13 protein-coding genes and 1 tRNA gene are annotated in these 15,922 nt (G+C 34.9%); 12 read left to right on the top strand and 2 right to left on the bottom strand.

Features of this window, described 5'->3' with window-relative positions; all coding sequences use genetic code 11:
* Positions 1-26: 26 nt before the first annotated feature.
* Positions 27-1,469: a tRNA (N6-isopentenyl adenosine(37)-C2)-methylthiotransferase MiaB gene (gene miaB, locus ACKC83_RS02440; RefSeq protein ID WP_434036910.1), complete on the bottom strand. Its 1,443-nt coding sequence runs from the start codon at positions 1,467-1,469 to the stop codon at positions 27-29.
* A gap of 140 nt (positions 1,470-1,609) precedes the next feature.
* Between miaB and ACKC83_RS02435 the strand changes: the two genes are divergently transcribed.
* From ACKC83_RS02435 to ACKC83_RS02400, 8 genes are all read left to right on the top strand, one after another.
* Complete coding sequence (locus ACKC83_RS02435; RefSeq protein WP_434036909.1) at positions 1,610-2,371, top strand: hypothetical protein; 762 nt, start codon at positions 1,610-1,612, stop codon at positions 2,369-2,371.
* A 139-nt stretch (positions 2,372-2,510) separates the two neighbouring features.
* Positions 2,511-5,054, top strand: coding sequence for a type I DNA topoisomerase (topA, locus tag ACKC83_RS02430; RefSeq protein ID WP_434036908.1), 2,544 nt, complete (start codon positions 2,511-2,513; stop codon positions 5,052-5,054).
* A gap of 3 nt (positions 5,055-5,057) precedes the next feature.
* Positions 5,058-6,227: a formimidoylglutamase gene (locus tag ACKC83_RS02425; protein ID WP_434036907.1), complete on the top strand. Its 1,170-nt coding sequence runs from the start codon at positions 5,058-5,060 to the stop codon at positions 6,225-6,227.
* A gap of 165 nt (positions 6,228-6,392) precedes the next feature.
* Positions 6,393-7,751, top strand: coding sequence for a gliding motility lipoprotein GldK (gldK, locus tag ACKC83_RS02420; RefSeq protein WP_414036787.1), 1,359 nt, complete (start codon positions 6,393-6,395; stop codon positions 7,749-7,751).
* A 66-nt stretch (positions 7,752-7,817) separates the two neighbouring features.
* A complete protein-coding gene (gldL, locus tag ACKC83_RS02415; protein WP_434036906.1) occupies positions 7,818-8,471 on the top strand; it encodes a gliding motility protein GldL in 654 nt (217 codons plus the stop codon).
* A gap of 52 nt (positions 8,472-8,523) precedes the next feature.
* Complete coding sequence (gene gldM / locus ACKC83_RS02410) at positions 8,524-10,086, top strand: gliding motility protein GldM (protein WP_414036789.1); 1,563 nt, start codon at positions 8,524-8,526, stop codon at positions 10,084-10,086.
* A 53-nt stretch (positions 10,087-10,139) separates the two neighbouring features.
* Positions 10,140-11,030, top strand: a complete 891-nt coding sequence (gene gldN / locus ACKC83_RS02405) for a gliding motility protein GldN (protein ID WP_414036790.1) — start codon at positions 10,140-10,142, stop codon at positions 11,028-11,030.
* 87 nt (positions 11,031-11,117) lie between these two features.
* Positions 11,118-12,182 (top strand): NAD(P)/FAD-dependent oxidoreductase, encoded by a 1,065-nt coding sequence (locus ACKC83_RS02400; RefSeq protein WP_434036905.1) that lies wholly within the window; start codon positions 11,118-11,120, stop codon positions 12,180-12,182.
* Here the strand turns inward: ACKC83_RS02400 and ACKC83_RS02395 are convergent.
* Positions 12,172-12,555 (bottom strand): DUF983 domain-containing protein, encoded by a 384-nt coding sequence (locus ACKC83_RS02395; RefSeq protein ID WP_414036792.1) that lies wholly within the window; start codon positions 12,553-12,555, stop codon positions 12,172-12,174. The two genes, ACKC83_RS02400 and ACKC83_RS02395, sit on opposite strands and share 11 nt — an antisense overlap.
* Positions 12,556-12,641: 86 nt before the next feature.
* Between ACKC83_RS02395 and ACKC83_RS02390 the strand changes: the two genes are divergently transcribed.
* The 4 genes from ACKC83_RS02390 to ACKC83_RS02375 all read left to right on the top strand — a co-directional run bounded on the left by ACKC83_RS02390 (position 12,642) and on the right by ACKC83_RS02375 (position 15,857).
* Positions 12,642-14,552, top strand: a complete 1,911-nt coding sequence (locus ACKC83_RS02390) for an ATP-binding cassette domain-containing protein (RefSeq protein WP_434036904.1) — start codon at positions 12,642-12,644, stop codon at positions 14,550-14,552.
* 79 nt (positions 14,553-14,631) lie between these two features.
* On the top strand, positions 14,632-15,450 hold the full coding sequence (locus ACKC83_RS02385) for a leucine-rich repeat domain-containing protein (protein ID WP_434036903.1): 819 nt from the start codon (positions 14,632-14,634) through the stop codon (positions 15,448-15,450).
* 31 nt (positions 15,451-15,481) lie between these two features.
* Positions 15,482-15,658: a CPXCG motif-containing cysteine-rich protein gene (locus ACKC83_RS02380; RefSeq protein ID WP_434036902.1), complete on the top strand. Its 177-nt coding sequence runs from the start codon at positions 15,482-15,484 to the stop codon at positions 15,656-15,658.
* A 126-nt stretch (positions 15,659-15,784) separates the two neighbouring features.
* Positions 15,785-15,857: transfer RNA gene (locus ACKC83_RS02375), tRNA-Met, on the top strand.
* Positions 15,858-15,922: the final 65 nt, after the last annotated feature.

The raw sequence follows: 15,922 nt of genomic DNA, 5'->3' as shown, positions 1-15,922 counted from the left end.
TAGAATAAATAATTAAAGTGTCGTAATTATAAGTTTGAAAGCCCAATGGCTTCTCCTATTAATGTTGCACTGGTACAATCTAATATTTTAACAGTTACAAAATCTCCAATTTTATAGTCTTCTTTAGGGAAAACGGCGACAATGTTTTGAGATGTGCGTCCAGACCACTGCTGATCTGATTTTTTGGATTCTCTTTCAATCAAGACTTCAACTACAGTGTTTACATACGCTTTGGTACGGAATTCACTGTGTTTACGTTGTAATTGAACCACATCGTCTAAGCGTTTTTTCTTCACTTCTAACGGAATATCGTCTTCCATTTTACGCTCGGCCAAGGTACCTGGACGTTCAGAATAATAGAACATATACCCAAAATTATACTTTACAAATTCCATAAGACTTAAAGTGTCTTGGTGGTCTTGCTCGGTTTCTGTGGGGAACCCTGTAATCATATCCTGACTAATAGAGCAGTCTGGAAGAATACGACGAATATTGTTTATGAGCTCGAAATACTCTTCGCGTGTATGTAAACGATTCATTTCTTTAAGAATACGGTTACTTCCGCTTTGTACAGGTAAATGTATGTGCTTACAAATGTTTTTGTATTTCGCCATAGTTTCAACCACATCAAGCGTTAAATCTTGAGGGTTAGATGTAGAAAAACGAATACGCATTTTAGGTTGCTCTTTAGCACACAATTCTAGAAGCTTTGCAAAATTAACAGCTGTTGCCACTTGCATGTCTGTTGCTTTGTCGAAATCTTTTTTAAGTCCGCCACCATACCACAAATAGCTATCTACATTCTGGCCTAAAAGGGTAATTTCTTTAAAGCCACGACTCCATAAGTCGTTAATTTCTTCAAGTATGCTTTGTGGCTCACGGCTACGTTCACGACCACGAGTAAATGGCACAACGCAGAATGTACACATATTATCGCAACCTCTAGTAATCGATACAAAAGCAGTTACACCATTGCTATTTAAACGCACTGGAGAAATGTCTCCATAGGTTTCTTCTTTAGAAAGAATCACGTTTATCGCATCGCGACCATCTTCAACCTCGGCCAAAAGATTCGGTAAATCTTTATAAGCGTCGGGACCAACAACAAGGTCTACAATTTTTTCTTCTTCTAGGAATTTACTTTTAAGACGTTCGGCCATACAGCCCAACACGCCAACTTTCATTCCTGGGTTAATACGTTTTACGGCATTATATTTTTCTAGACGTTTACGTACGGTTTGTTCTGCTTTATCACGAATAGAGCAGGTGTTTACTAAAACCAAATCGGCGTCTTCTAATTTTTGGGTGGTATTGTAGCCTTCGTTATGTAAAATTGAAGCTACTATTTCGCTATCGCTAAAATTCATAGAACAGCCGTAACTTTCTATAAATAGTTTGCGGGTATTTTCTTTTTTTTGTTCTAATACAAGGGATTCTCCTTGTTTACTTTCGTCAATTGTCTTCTCCATAAGTCTCCTGAAAATAATTATCAGTCAATAAGTTTGCAAATATACAATTATAAATATGTTTCTGACAAAGTGGCAGTTTAATTTTTCTTGTATTTGTGTTAAAAAATACGTCCTTTATCCCAAAATTAAAAAGGGGAGACATGTTTTTATCAGAATTTGAGCAAAAAGTAAATCGAGCGAAAACTTTAGATTTCGGAGCACTATTTAGTGAAGCGATAGAGCTTTTTAAGAAAGTTTGGGTACAGGGTTTAATTACCATATTAATATCTATAGCGGCAATCCTTCCTTTATATTGTATCGTATATATTCCTCTTTTAATGTTAGGTGTAGATCCTGAATTAATTGGTCAGAATGAAGATGTGAATGTGTCCTTCTTAATCTTTATCGGATTGTTTTTTATTGTGTTCGGGATTGTAGCTTCGGCTGTAAGTATTGCTTTAATGTCTGCTTTTTATAGAATTTGTAAGCAAAAAGATTTGGGAGTATCTCTTAAAGATGATTATTTCTACTATTTTAAAAAAGCGTATTTCATGAAATTGATTAAGTTGGCTATAGTAAGTCTTGCGATTAGTGTGTTAGCTAGTTTGTTATTTCTGTTTCCTTTAATTTACGTTATAGTGCCTATCTCTTTTTTTACTGTCGTTTTTGCTTTTAACCCAGAAGCAAGGGTTACAGATATTGTAAAGGCAAGTTTTAAGTTGGGCCACAAGAAATGGTTAATTACATTCGGATTAATGCTTGTTTGTGGATTTCTTGCAGAAATGGTAGGTATGCTATTATGTTTTGTTGGGTTATTCGCAACGTTGTCGTTTGCGTACTTACCTTTGTATATAATTTATAAAGAAGTAATTGGCTTCGAGAATTCCGAAGAAGAAAGTGTTTTTATTGAAACCACTATATAATTCGTAAAGAATTGATAATTAAGTTGAATATTTTTAGGTTAAAAATCGATGATCTCCGATCTTTCGTCTTACTGAATGCTGATAAAATTAGGATGATGTTGCTTTTTTGCCATACATTTGCAGCACCAAAAAAATAGAAATGGCGAAGAATTTAGTAATAGTGGAGTCACCTGCAAAGGCGAAAACGATCGAAAAATTTTTAGGTAAAGATTATAAAGTTGAGTCTAGTTTTGGTCATATTGCCGATTTACCATCTAAAGAATTAGGTGTAGACGTAGAAGGTGATTTTAGTCCAAAATACGAAGTCTCCTCCGATAAAAAAGCAGTTGTTAAAAAGCTTAGAGATTTATCTAAGAAAGCCGAAATGGTTTGGCTAGCAAGTGATGAGGATCGCGAGGGTGAGGCGATTGCTTGGCATTTAGCCGAGACTTTAAAATTAGATAAAGACAAAACAAAACGTATTGTTTTTCACGAGATTACAAAAACAGCTATTCAAAAAGCGATTGAGAATCCGCGTGGTATAGATTACAATTTAGTCGATGCGCAACAAGCCCGTCGTGTATTAGATAGAATTGTAGGGTACGAATTATCTCCAGTGTTATGGCGTAAAGTAAAAGGTGGTTTATCTGCCGGACGTGTACAGTCGGTTTCTGTGAGATTAATTGTAGAACGTGAACGCGAAATTCAAGAATTTAATGCCGAAGCATCGTATAGAATTGATGCCGAATTTTCTAACGAAGAAGGACAGACTTTTAAAGCTAAACTTCCAAAAACATTTGCTTCAAAAGAAGAAGCCTTTAAATTTTTAGAAAGTAATGCTTCAGCAGATTTTAAAGTTAAAGATTTAGAGAAAAAACCAGCTAAGAAATCGCCTGCTGCACCATTTACAACATCAACACTTCAACAAGAAGCAGCACGTAAATTATATTTTTCAGTAAGTAAAACCATGACCATGGCGCAACGTTTATACGAAGCCGGTCTTATTACTTATATGAGAACAGATAGTGTAAACTTATCCGACGAAGCGAGAAAAGGAGCGAAAGCCGAAATTGAAAATGCTTACGGAACCAAGTATGCTAAAGAACGTAACTATAAAGGAAAAGCAAAAGGGGCGCAAGAGGCTCACGAAGCTATTCGTCCAACAGATTTTGCATTACATTCTGTAGATATTGATCGCGACCAAGCCCGTTTATACGAACTGATTTGGAAACGTGCAATCGCATCGCAAATGAGTGAAGCGTTATTAGAACGTACAAATGTTAAAATATCGGCTTCAACACATAAAGAATTATTTTCAGCAAACGGAGAAGTTATTACTTTCGATGGATTTTTAAAGGTCTATTTAGAAGGTAACGACGACGAAGATTCTGAACAAGAAGGGATGTTGCCTGCTATGAAGGTTAACGAAACCCTTTTAAACGAATTTATAACGGCTACCGAACGTTACACAAGACCACCTTATAGATATACTGAAGCTTCTTTAGTAAAGAAATTAGAGGAACTTGGTATTGGTCGTCCGTCTACCTATGCACCAACTATTTCTACAATTCAGAATAGAAACTATGTTGAAAAGGGTATGGTTGAAGGTGTAGAGCGTGAGTATACACAAATTACGTTAAAGGCAGGACAAGTAAAAGATAAACTTCTTACCGAAAAAGTAGGATCGGATAAAGGGAAGTTAGTACCTACCGATATTGGAATGATAGTAACCGACTTTTTGGTTAATCATTTTGAAAGTATTTTAGATTACAATTTTACAGCAAAAGTAGAAGAGGATTTCGATGATATTGCTGAAGGAAAAGAAAATTGGATTAAGCTAATGAAGGCTTTCTATACAAAATTCCATCCTCAAGTTATCGATGTGCAAGAAAATGCCGAACGTGAATCTGGCGAGCGTATTTTAGGTACAGATCCTAAAACAGGCCGTCAAGTAAGTGTGCGTTTAGGGAAATTCGGACCAATGGCTCAAATAGGAGCAGCCGAAGAAGAAGATAAAATCTTTGCAAGTTTATCTCCAGACCAACAGCTAAACACCATTACTTTTGAAGATGCTTTAGATTTATTCAAGTTACCAAAAGATTTAGGTGTTTACGAAGAACTTCCTGTGGTTGTAAATAACGGACGTTTTGGTCCTTATGTAAAATTTGGAGAAACCTATGTGTCGCTACCTAAAGGCGTAGATGCTTTAAGTGTAGAATTGGAAGATGCGATTGTTTTAATAAAAGAGAAGCAAGAAGCCGATGCGCCAATTTATATGTACGACGGTTTACCAGTACAGAAAGGAAAAGGACGTTTCGGACCTTTTATTAAATGGAATAACATGTTTATTAACGTAAACAAGAAATACGACTGGGATAATTTATCCGACGATGATATTGTAACGTTAATTAAAGAAAAAATCCAGAAAGAAATTGATAAAGTCGTTCATAACTGGGAAGAAGAAGGAATTCGTGTAGAGAAAGCACGTTGGGGAAGACACAATGTTATTAAAGGTAAAATAAAAGTAGAATTAGATAAAACTGTCGACGCTACTAAAATTACGCTAGAAAAAGCCATGGCTTTAATAGAAGCTAAAACTCCAAAGCGTAAAACAGCAGCGAAAAAGAAAGCGCCTGCTAAGAAAAAAGCACCAGCAAAGAAGAAAGCTGTGGCTAAAAAAACAACTACTGTTAAAAAGAAATAATACATGCCCGACCTTAATTTTCTGGCTCCTGTACCCGAAGTTGTTTTGGCACATAACGAGTTATTGTCGCCACAAGCATTCGGACAAAAATTAAAAATACATTCTAAACAAGACGGCATGCCCAATCTTCAGGGGGTGGATGTCGCAATTATAGGTGTTTTAGAAAATAGAAATGCTGTTAATTATATAGGTGAAGATTTTAATATAAACGAAATCCGTAATGCCTTGTATAAGTTGTTCCCTGGTAGTTGGAGTACAACTATAGCCGATTTAGGAGATATACATAAAGGTGAAACTGTAGAAGATACGTATTTTGCGTTAAAAGAAACAGTTGCAGAATTAGTGAAATTAAATATAATTCCATTAGTTTTAGGCGGCAGTCAAGATCTAACCTATCCTATGTATCGTGCATTCGATAATCTTATTCCAATGGTAAACATTGTGAATGTAGATAGTAAGTTCGATTTAGGAGATTTAACAGAACCTATTAAGAATGATAGTTTTGTAGGAAAGATTGTTTTAGAGGAACCTTATAATTTATTTAATTACGCGGCCATTGGTTACCAAACCTATTTTAATTCGCAAGAGCAAATAGATTTAATGGAAACCTTATATTTTGAAGCGTATCGTTTAGGGCAAGTGTCTAACGATATTACTTTAGTAGAGCCTGTTATGCGCGATGCCAATATTGTGACTGTAGATATGGGATCTTTAAAAGCTTCGGAAGTGAGTTTAAATCAAAAAGTATCTCCCAACGGTTTAGACGGTAAAGAAATTTGTGCCATTACTAGGTATGCAGGTATCAGTAATAAAGTGAGTGCTTTGGGTATTTTTGAATATAATCCCTCTAAAGACGACGATATTACATGCGGACTAATCTCTCAAATGATTTGGTATTTTATAGAAGGATTAAATAATAGAGTAGACGATAGTGACTTTAAAGATGAGTCTATCTATCAGAAATTTATAACGTTAGTCGATTCTGAAGAGCTTATTTTTTACAAAAGTATAAAGACTGGGCGATGGTGGATTGAGATTCCATTTTTAAATGAAATTAATAATAAATTAAAGAGACATACGTTATTACCATGTATGCATCAAGATTATTTAGATGCATGTAATAATCAAATTCCGGAGAGGTGGTTTAAAGCATATCAGAAAAATTGTGTATAATACATAATAAAATCAGATGAAATGTATTTAATATCGTTAAACGTCAGGTTTTATCGACTAAACGCCCATTTTTTCTTCAGAATAATTGCTTATTAGAAAATATATAAATATGTTTACACTTTTAAAATTTAGATTCCAATTAGAATCTAAAAGTTTGCTATAGATATGAGAAAAATTATTTTATTAACGGTCGTTTTAGCAGTATTAATTGGTTGTGGTTCTGGCGACAAAGGTGAGCTAATTGGGGTTAGAGGTAAGAAATGGCATCCTGAAAAACCTTACGGGATGGCACTTGTTCCTGGTGGTTCATTTATAATGGGGAAAGCAGACGACGATTTAGCAAATATTCAAGACGCACCGGCAAAAACAGTAACTGTTCGTGCATTTTATATGGACGAAACGGAAATTACTAACAGTGAATACAGACAATTTGTTGGCTGGGTTCGCGATTCTATTATTAGAACAAAACTTGCAATCTTAGCAGATGAAGTAGGGCGCACACCAGAAGATGGAGGTATTGGTGAGTACGCTTTTACAGATGTAGACACAGCAAGTATGACGGTGTACGAAAAATACATGCTAGATAATTACAGTGGATTCGGACCAACAGGTTACGAAGGAAGAAAATTAAATAAGCGTGTAGAACTTATTTATGATGAAGCTGAATATCCAGACGAGTTTTATGCTGAGGTTATGGATACGATGCATATTCCTTTAGAAGAGTCTTACAATGGGCAACGTACTTGGGATGTAAACAAATTTAAATTTCAATTTTCTTACTTAGATATTCAGAAAGCGGCTAAAGATAGAAATCTTAAGCGTAGCGATGTGGTTATGCAGGAAGAGATTAAAGTATATCCTGATACTACAGCTTGGATTAGAGATTTTGCATATTCTTATAACGAACCAATGCATAACGACTATTTTTGGCACGAAGCTTACGGAGCTTATCCTGTAGTAGGTGTGAGTTGGAAACAAGCTAATGCCTTCTGTCAATGGAGAACATTATATAAAAATTCGCATCAAAAAAGTAAAGACAAACAATTGGTAAACTCTTTTAGATTACCATCAGAAGCAGAGTGGGAATATGCTGCACGTGGCGGTTTACAAGCGGCAACATATCCTTGGGGAGGTCCTTATACCAAAGATGATAGAGGTTGCTTCTTAGCAAACTTTAAACCATTAAGAGGAGACTACGCGGCAGATCAAGCTTTGTATACTGTTGAAGCAAAATCTTACGAGCCTAACGATTATAACTTATATAATATGGCCGGAAACGTTGCAGAATGGGTAAATTCTTCTTACGATCCTGCATCTTACGAATATTCTTCAACCATTAATCCAAGTGTTAACGATAATAACAACCAACGTAAAGTAGTTAGAGGAGGTTCTTGGAAAGATGTTGCCTATTTCTTACAAGTAAGTTCAAGAGATTACGAGTATGCAGATTCTGCAAGAAGTTATATTGGTTTTAGAACTGTTCAAGATTATATGGGAACAGATATTACTAGTAATCGTAGATAATTTAATACCCGAGAAAAAAAACAATATTAATCAACCAAACAGGGGAAGACCCAAAACTTAGAAATTATGGCACAATCAAAAGGTTTTAAGAAATTCATTAACATGGCCTATGGGCTTGGAGCATCTGTAGTAATTATTGGTGCATTATTTAAAATTACTCACTTCGAATTAGGGCCTTTAACGGGTAACGTAATGTTAACGATTGGACTGGTTGCCGAAGCAATTATTTTTGCGATTTCTGCTTTTGAACCAGTAGATGATGAATTAGATTGGTCTAAAGTATATCCAGAATTAGCTGGAGGAACACCAACTGTAAAAAGTAAAAAAGTTGTAGCTGAACCAACAGATGCAGAAGGTTTATTATCTAAGAAATTAGATAACTTATTAAAAGATGCTAAAATCGATGCTCAATTAATGACTAGCTTAGGTTCTAGTATTAGAAATTTTGAAGGTGCTGCAAAAGGTATTGGCCCAGCGGTAGATTCAATTGCTTCTACTAAAAAGTATGGTGAAGAAATGTCTATAGCGGCTTCACAAATGGAATCTTTAAATAGTTTATATAAAGTTCAATTAGAAAGTGCTAGTCGTCAAGCTGCAATCAACAAAGAATCTGTTGAAAACGCTCAGAAATTAAAAGAACAGATGGAATCATTAGCGTCTAACTTATCATCTTTAAATGGTGTTTATGGTGGCATGCTTACAGCAATGAATAAAAAATAATCTGATTAGAATATAAAGTTCTATAATTAATAACTTAAAATCCTAATTAGTAATGGCAGGAGGAAATTTATCTGCAAGGCAGAAAATGATAAACTTGATGTATTTAATCTTCATCGCGATGCTAGCGTTGAATATGTCAAAAGAAGTGCTTTCAGCATTTGGTTCTATGAATGAAAAGCTGGAAAATTCTAATCAAGCGGCTACAGTGCGAAATCAAGCATTGTTAACAAGTTTGGATTTGAAAGCAGAAGAACAACCAGAAAAATTTAAATCACTAAAGATTAAAGCGGGAGAAGTTAAAAATTTAGTAACTGATTTTAATGCTTATTTAGCCGATTTAAAAACTAAGATGCTTGCTAAAACTGATGATCCTAAGGATTATGAAGCAATGGATAAGACCGACTTCTTAGATAACTATTTCTTTAAAGGAGATGGTTATAAGCCAGAAGGAGAAGAATTCTTAAATAAAATTGCAAGTTTTAGAGATGGAGTTTCAGAAATCTTGAAATCAGATCCTAAATTAGCTCCTATTGCAGCAGATGTAGAGAAGGAGTTTAGTACAGCACCGGTAACAAATAGAGATGGTAAAGAAATAGATTGGTTAGATTATAACTATAAAGGATTTCCTTTAGTAGCCTCTTTAACAAAAATTACACAATTACAAGCAGACGTTAAAAGTACGTCTTCAGAAATTTTAAATAGAATGTTAGCGGGTTCTTTAGCCGCAGAAGCTTCTATGACAAATTATACAACGCTTTTAGAAACTTCTAAATCGGCTTACTTTAATGGTGAAACCTTTGATGGTAACATTGTTTTAGGACGTAAAGATGGATCTACAAGACCAAATAAAGTAGAATTAACTTTAGATGGTAAACCTTTATCAGAATCTCAGTATACTGTAGAAGACGGTAAGGTGAAGCTTAACATCGGAACAGGAAACCCTGGAGAGCATGTTATTGAAGGTAAATTAACATTCATGCAAGATGGAGAGCCTGTCGAGGTTCCTGTTAAATCTACTTTCGCTACTATTCCAATGCCAAATTCTGCTACAATTTCTGCAGATAAAATGAATGTAGTATACCGTGGAGTTTCAAACCCAATGACTATATCTTTTGCTGGTATTGCAGATAATAAAGTAACTGCAAGTGCACCGGGATTAAAGAAAGCATCTGGAGTAGGGAAATATGTAATGAATCCTGGACAAGGTAGAGAAGTAACTATTAAAGTTAATGGTACTTTGCCTAACGGAAATGGTGTGTCGGATAATGCAACATTTAGAATTAAAGATATTCCAAGTCCAACAGGAACTATTCGTGGTGAAGATGGTAACGTTACTATGCAACGTAACAACTTAGAGATTGCAACGATTGGCGCGAAATTAGACGATTTCGATTTCGATTTACCGTTACAAGTAACCTCTTTTAAAATTAAAATTCCAGGACAACCAACCATTACAGTTGGTGGTACTAAACTTAATAGTAAAGCAAGTGCTGCTTTGCGTAAAGCAAGACGTGGAGACGGTATAACAATTTTTGATATTAAAGCTCAAATTAGCGGTAATTCATCTTACAAATTGAAAAAAGTATCTCCGATCTTAATAGAACTATCTAATTAAAATTGAAACATTTAAATTGTAAAGGTTCGCAAAATATTTTAAATTTTTAAACAATGACTTATAAACATTTTTTATTAACTCTTGGTTGTATAATGGTCGCTTCAGCATCCTTTGCTCAAATGAACATTTTAAACGCAAAAAGCCCTGAGGAAATTGGTCAGAGAACTAGTGCTCAAATCGCATTAGACAGTGATAGACCCTTAGAATATGGCTATGTAGACGATCGAGATGTATTGTATTCTAAAATGGTTTGGGAAAAAATTGTATTAGACGAGCGTGTTAATTTTCCATTGTACTATCCTGTAGATACAAATAATATTGGAAGTAACAGACGTTCGCTTTACGATGTGCTTTTAAGAAGTATTAAGCAAGGGAAAATCAAAAATATTTACGACGATTCTTACTTTACAACAAAAAGAACTTTAGGAGATATTCAAGATGCATTAGCTTTAGTCGATACAACAGATGTGGGTTACGAGCAGTATAATGCCGAAGGTAGAGTAGACGAACAGTACATAAGAAGACGAGAAATTTCGTCTTACGATATTACTGAATACTGGATTAAAGGTTTATGGTATTTCGATAAACGTCAGTCAGAGTTAAAATACCGTTTGTTAGGTATTGCTCCAGTTGCGCCAGATGTTAACTTTTTAGATGCAGAAACACCAGAATTAATTCCGTTGTTTTGGATTTTCTATCCAGATGCTCGACAAGTGTTACATGAAGCTAAAGCGTTTAATAGCAATAACAGCGCCGTACCTTTTTCATTCGATCTTATCCTAAACTCTAGACGTTTTAACGGCTATATCTTTAAAGAAGAAAATGTTTTTGGAGACAGAGAAGTGAAAGAATATATCGCAGATAATGCGTTAATGCAGTTGTTAGAATCTGATAGAATTAAAGAAAATATTAGAAACTTCGAATTAGATATGTGGTCATACTAATTACGACACATTATAATATAGAAAAAGGCTCGCAATTTGTGAGCCTTTTTTTATAAACTCAATTTTTATTCATAGTATCTTTACCAAATGATAGAAGTAGATTATTTAATAGTAGGTTGTGGCTTCGCAGGGCTTTCTTTTATAGAAGAAGCTAAAGCGCATAATAAGTCTGTTTTGGTTTTCGATAATCAATCTCAACAGTCTTCTACAGTTGCTGGTGGGATGTATAATCCCGTAGTCTTAAAACGATTTACAGCAGTATGGAAAAGTCAGGAACAATTAAAATTAGCCTTACCATTTTATAAAAATTTAGAAGTTAAACTTAATATAACGGTAGATTATAAACTTCCGGTGTATCGCCGATTTGTATCTACAGAAGAACAAAATAATTGGTTCGCGGCATCCGATAAAGTTAATGTGGGCGAATTTATTTCAACAACATTAATAAAGAACACCAACGCGCATATTAATGCCGATTTTGGGTTTGGCGAGGTGCTTCAAACTGGACGAGTAGATTCGGCGCTTTTAATGGCATCCTATCGCGCTTATCTTAAACGTAATGGAGAACTAGTAGAACGTCCTTTCTTGTATAAGGCATTAGAGCCTACAGCGTCTGGTTTTATGTATCAGGATTACAAGATAAAACATGTTGTTTTTGCAGAAGGTTTTGGTTTAAAACAGAATCCGTTTTTTAATTATTTGCCTTTGCAAGGTTCAAAAGGCGAATTACTTATTATTCATGCGCCAGAATTAAACATAAATTTTTTACTTAAGTCTAGCGTATTCGTCATGCCTTTGGGTAACGATTTATATAAAGTTGGAGCGACTTACGAAAGAGACGATAAAACCAATAATACAACAGAGGCTGGGAAAAACCAGTTGCTAAGCAAGTTAAAATCTTTTATAACATGCGATTTTGAAATTGTAGATCAGGTTGCCGGTGTACGCCCTACAGTTAAAGATAGAAGACCTTTAATAGGCGCTCATCCCGAACATAAGCATATGTTTATATTAAATGGTTTAGGCTCTCGTGGTGTTTTAATTGGACCATATGTGGCTAAGCAACTATACAATGCGATCGAGAATGGCGGTGAGCTGGATACGGAAATAGATATAAAAAGATATGAATCTGATTATGCTTCTATTTCTTAACTAAATCTTTATTGTAGCTCATAAACATATTTATCCAAATGTTTCTAGACCAACGCATAATTATTGGCATAAAGACAATTAACGTGCAAACTATGGCAATAAAGGCGGTTACCAGGCCAGATCCTAAAAATAAATGGCTAATTACAAAAGCGGCCACGGCAAAAGCTATACCTACGGCATAACTTACGTACATTGCGCCATAAAAGAAGGAAGGTTCTATTTTGTATTTGGTGTGGCAGTGTGAACAATGCTCATGCATTTTTAAAGTATCTGAAAGCACGTACGCATTTTTGTTTACGTACATAGATTCTTGATGACACTTCGGACAAGCACCTGTGAAAATACTATATAGTTTCGATCCTTTTGTAAACATTTTATTTAATGTATTTTTGCAATCAATTTTAAAACACAAACTTAAGATTTAATCGCTTAATGTTTGGTAACATTTGTAACAATTCTATGCTTAACATTCATAATTTATCTATTTCATTTCAGGGTGAATATTTATTCGAAGAGATTACCTTTAAACTAGGTCAGGGAGACCGGGTTGGTTTAATTGGTAAAAATGGTGCCGGAAAATCTACCATGCTGAAAATTTTATCTAAAGATCTAGAACCAGACTCTGGTCAGATTTCGGCAGATAAAGATTTAAAAATAGGATTTTTAAGACAGGACATAGATTTTGTTTTAGGACGTACTGTTTTAGAAGAAGCGTATCAGGCCTTTACAGAAATAAAGGAATTGGAAGCGAAAATGGAGTATATAAATGAGCAGTTTGTTACTCGTACGGATTACGAAAGTGAATCGTATCACCAACTCATGATCGACTTAAACGATTTACAACACCAATACGAAATTATTGGAGGTTATAATTACCAAGGAAATACAGAACGTATTTTACAGGGTTTAGGATTTCAGCGTGAAGATTTCGATAAACTTACAGATACATTCTCTGGAGGTTGGAGAATGCGTATAGAATTAGCTAAGTTATTACTTCAAAATAACGATATTCTATTACTCGATGAGCCTACTAACCACTTAGATATAGAATCTATTATCTGGTTAGAAGGATTCTTAAAAAATTATCCTGGAGCCGTCGCTATTGTATCTCACGATAAGATGTTTTTAGATAATGTTACTAATAGAACCATAGAGATTTCATTAGGTCGTATTTACGATTACCCGAAAGCCTATTCTCAGTTTTTAGTTTTACGTCAGGAAATTAGAGATCAGCAAGTGGCTTCTCAAAAGAATCAGCAAAAGCAAATTGAGCAAACTGAAAAGCTAATCGAGAAGTTCCGTGCTAAAGCGTCTAAAGCTACCATGGCACAATCGCTTATTAAAAAGTTAGATAAGATAGATCGTATTGAAGTCGATGAAGACGATAATAGTGTGATGACTCTAAATTTCCCGGTATCTGTTACTCCTGGAAAAGTGGTTGTTGAAGCGAATGATATTGTTAAAGAATACGGCGATAAAAAAGTACTTCAGGGTGTTAGTTTGCATATCGAGCGTGATAGTAAAACCGCTTTCGTTGGACAAAACGGACAAGGGAAATCTACGTTGGCTAAAATTATAGTTGGTGAGTTAGAGCATGGCGGCCATTTAAAACTGGGACATAATGTGCAAATCGGATATTTTGCTCAGAATCAAGCCGAGTATTTAGACGGAAATAAAACCGTTTTAGATACCATGATTGATGCGGCAAATGAAAAGAACAGAAGTAAAGTTCGTGACATTTTAGGATCGTTTTTGTTTAGAGGAGAAGAAGCCGACAAGTATGTACGTGTATTATCAGGAGGGGAAAGAAACCGTTTAGCATTGGCCAAATTAATGTTACAGCCTTTTAATGTTTTGGTCATGGATGAGCCAACCAATCACTTAGATATAAAGTCTAAAAACGTACTTAAAGACGCTTTAAAACGTTTTGAGGGAACGTTGCTACTTGTATCTCACGATCGTGATTTCCTTCAGAATTTAACAGATAAGGTGGTAGAATTTAAAGACCATAAACTAAAAGAATATTTGGGCGATGTCGATTTCTATTTAGAAGAACGAAACGTTCAGAATTTAAGAGAAGTCGAAAAGCGTAATGTGGTTAAAAATCAGCCAAAAGAGAAATCGGCAACCTCTTATGAAGATCAGAAGAAATTAAAATCTCTAAATAATAAATTGAGTAAAATAGAATCTCAAATTAGTGAATTAGAAAAAGAGATTAAAAAAACAGATTTAGACCTCGCTTCTAACTACGATGAACTGTCTACAAAACCTGGTTTTTTTGATAATTATAATAAGAAGAAAAAGAAACTCACCGCATTAATGTCGGATTGGGAAGATGTGCAAATGGAACTTGAAACCTTAGGAAGTTAAGAAATATTGTTGTTCGTCGAAAAAAAATGGAGTTAAGCTGATTTTTTGTGTTAATTTGTAGCGCCCAACTTTTTTAGATATGAAAACAATTCTACTTTCTTGCATTTGCTTATTATCATCGTTTTTTGCTATGGCAGACATTCCGCTTAGTGAAAAGAAAGCTCTTGTTAATTTATACTACGCCACAGATGGCGAACATTGGAAAATTCCTTGGAATTTAAATGAACCCACAGAAGCATGGTACGGTGTAACTATTAGTGACGATCATGTGGTGGCCCTTTATTTACCAAGTAATAATTTAAGAGGAGAGTTGCCTTCGAGTATTAGTGAACTACGATACTTAAAAGAACTTAATTTAGCGTCTAATAAATTAGGCGGACCAATACCACGTTCTATAGGACAGTTAAGGGATCTTAAAAGCCTAGAGTTATTCTTAAATGAATTTACAGGGTATTTGCCTGCCGAAATTGGAAACCTAAAACAGTTGCAGTTTTTAAGCTTATACCATAATAAGTTAAAAGGAAATGTGCCATCGACCTACGCGAAGTTAGAAAACTTAGAAATGCTACAATTGGGAAGAAACTATTTTACAGGATATTTTCCTAAGCAATTATGTAGCCTACCAAACTTAGAGCACCTAAGTTTACATGACAATGACTTTGAAGGAGAACTGCCGATAGAATTAGGCCAGATGGATAATTTAGAAGAATTAATTATCACCAACAATAAATTTACTGGATACTTGCCAAAATCGATAGGCAACCTAAATAAGTTAACCACTTTAATGTTAAAGAAAAACGACTTTAATAAGGAGTATTATAGCTTTACAGACCGTATGCCTGTAGGCTATTTGTCTATAGATATAGAGAATGAGAGTGTCATTACAGACCATAACTAAGGTAGTCCTTGAAAATAATATATAATCACGTATGTTCGAACATTTCTTTACTTGTCCGCATTGTTGGGAAACCATTTCTATGCTATTAGATACAGGAGTTTCTAAGCAACAATATATAGAAGATTGTGAGGTTTGTTGTAATCCAATAGAGATACAGGTCTCTTTTTTAGAAGGCGAACTTTCGGATTTTCAGGCCACTGCAAATTAGTTTAAATATTTTTTGAAATAATGCTTGTTATATCAAAAAAGGGTCGTATATTTGCAGTCCGAAACAACAAGATCAGTATTATGAGCTGAAAGTTAAAAGCTAAGTTTGGTGTTTTAGGATTTACATCGCGGGATAGAGCAGTAGGTAGCTCGTCGGGCTCATAACCCGAAGGTCACTGGTTCGAGTCCAGTTCCCGCTACTAAGTTTACAAGGCTTCACAGAAATGTGAGGCCTTTTTTTATTGTGTTTGGTTACAGATAAGTA

This window comes from Formosa bonchosmolovskayae, from assembly GCF_051016085.1.
Classification (GTDB): Bacteria; Bacteroidota; Bacteroidia; order Flavobacteriales; family Flavobacteriaceae; genus Formosa.
This window is presented reverse-complemented; position numbering and strand designations above follow the sequence as displayed.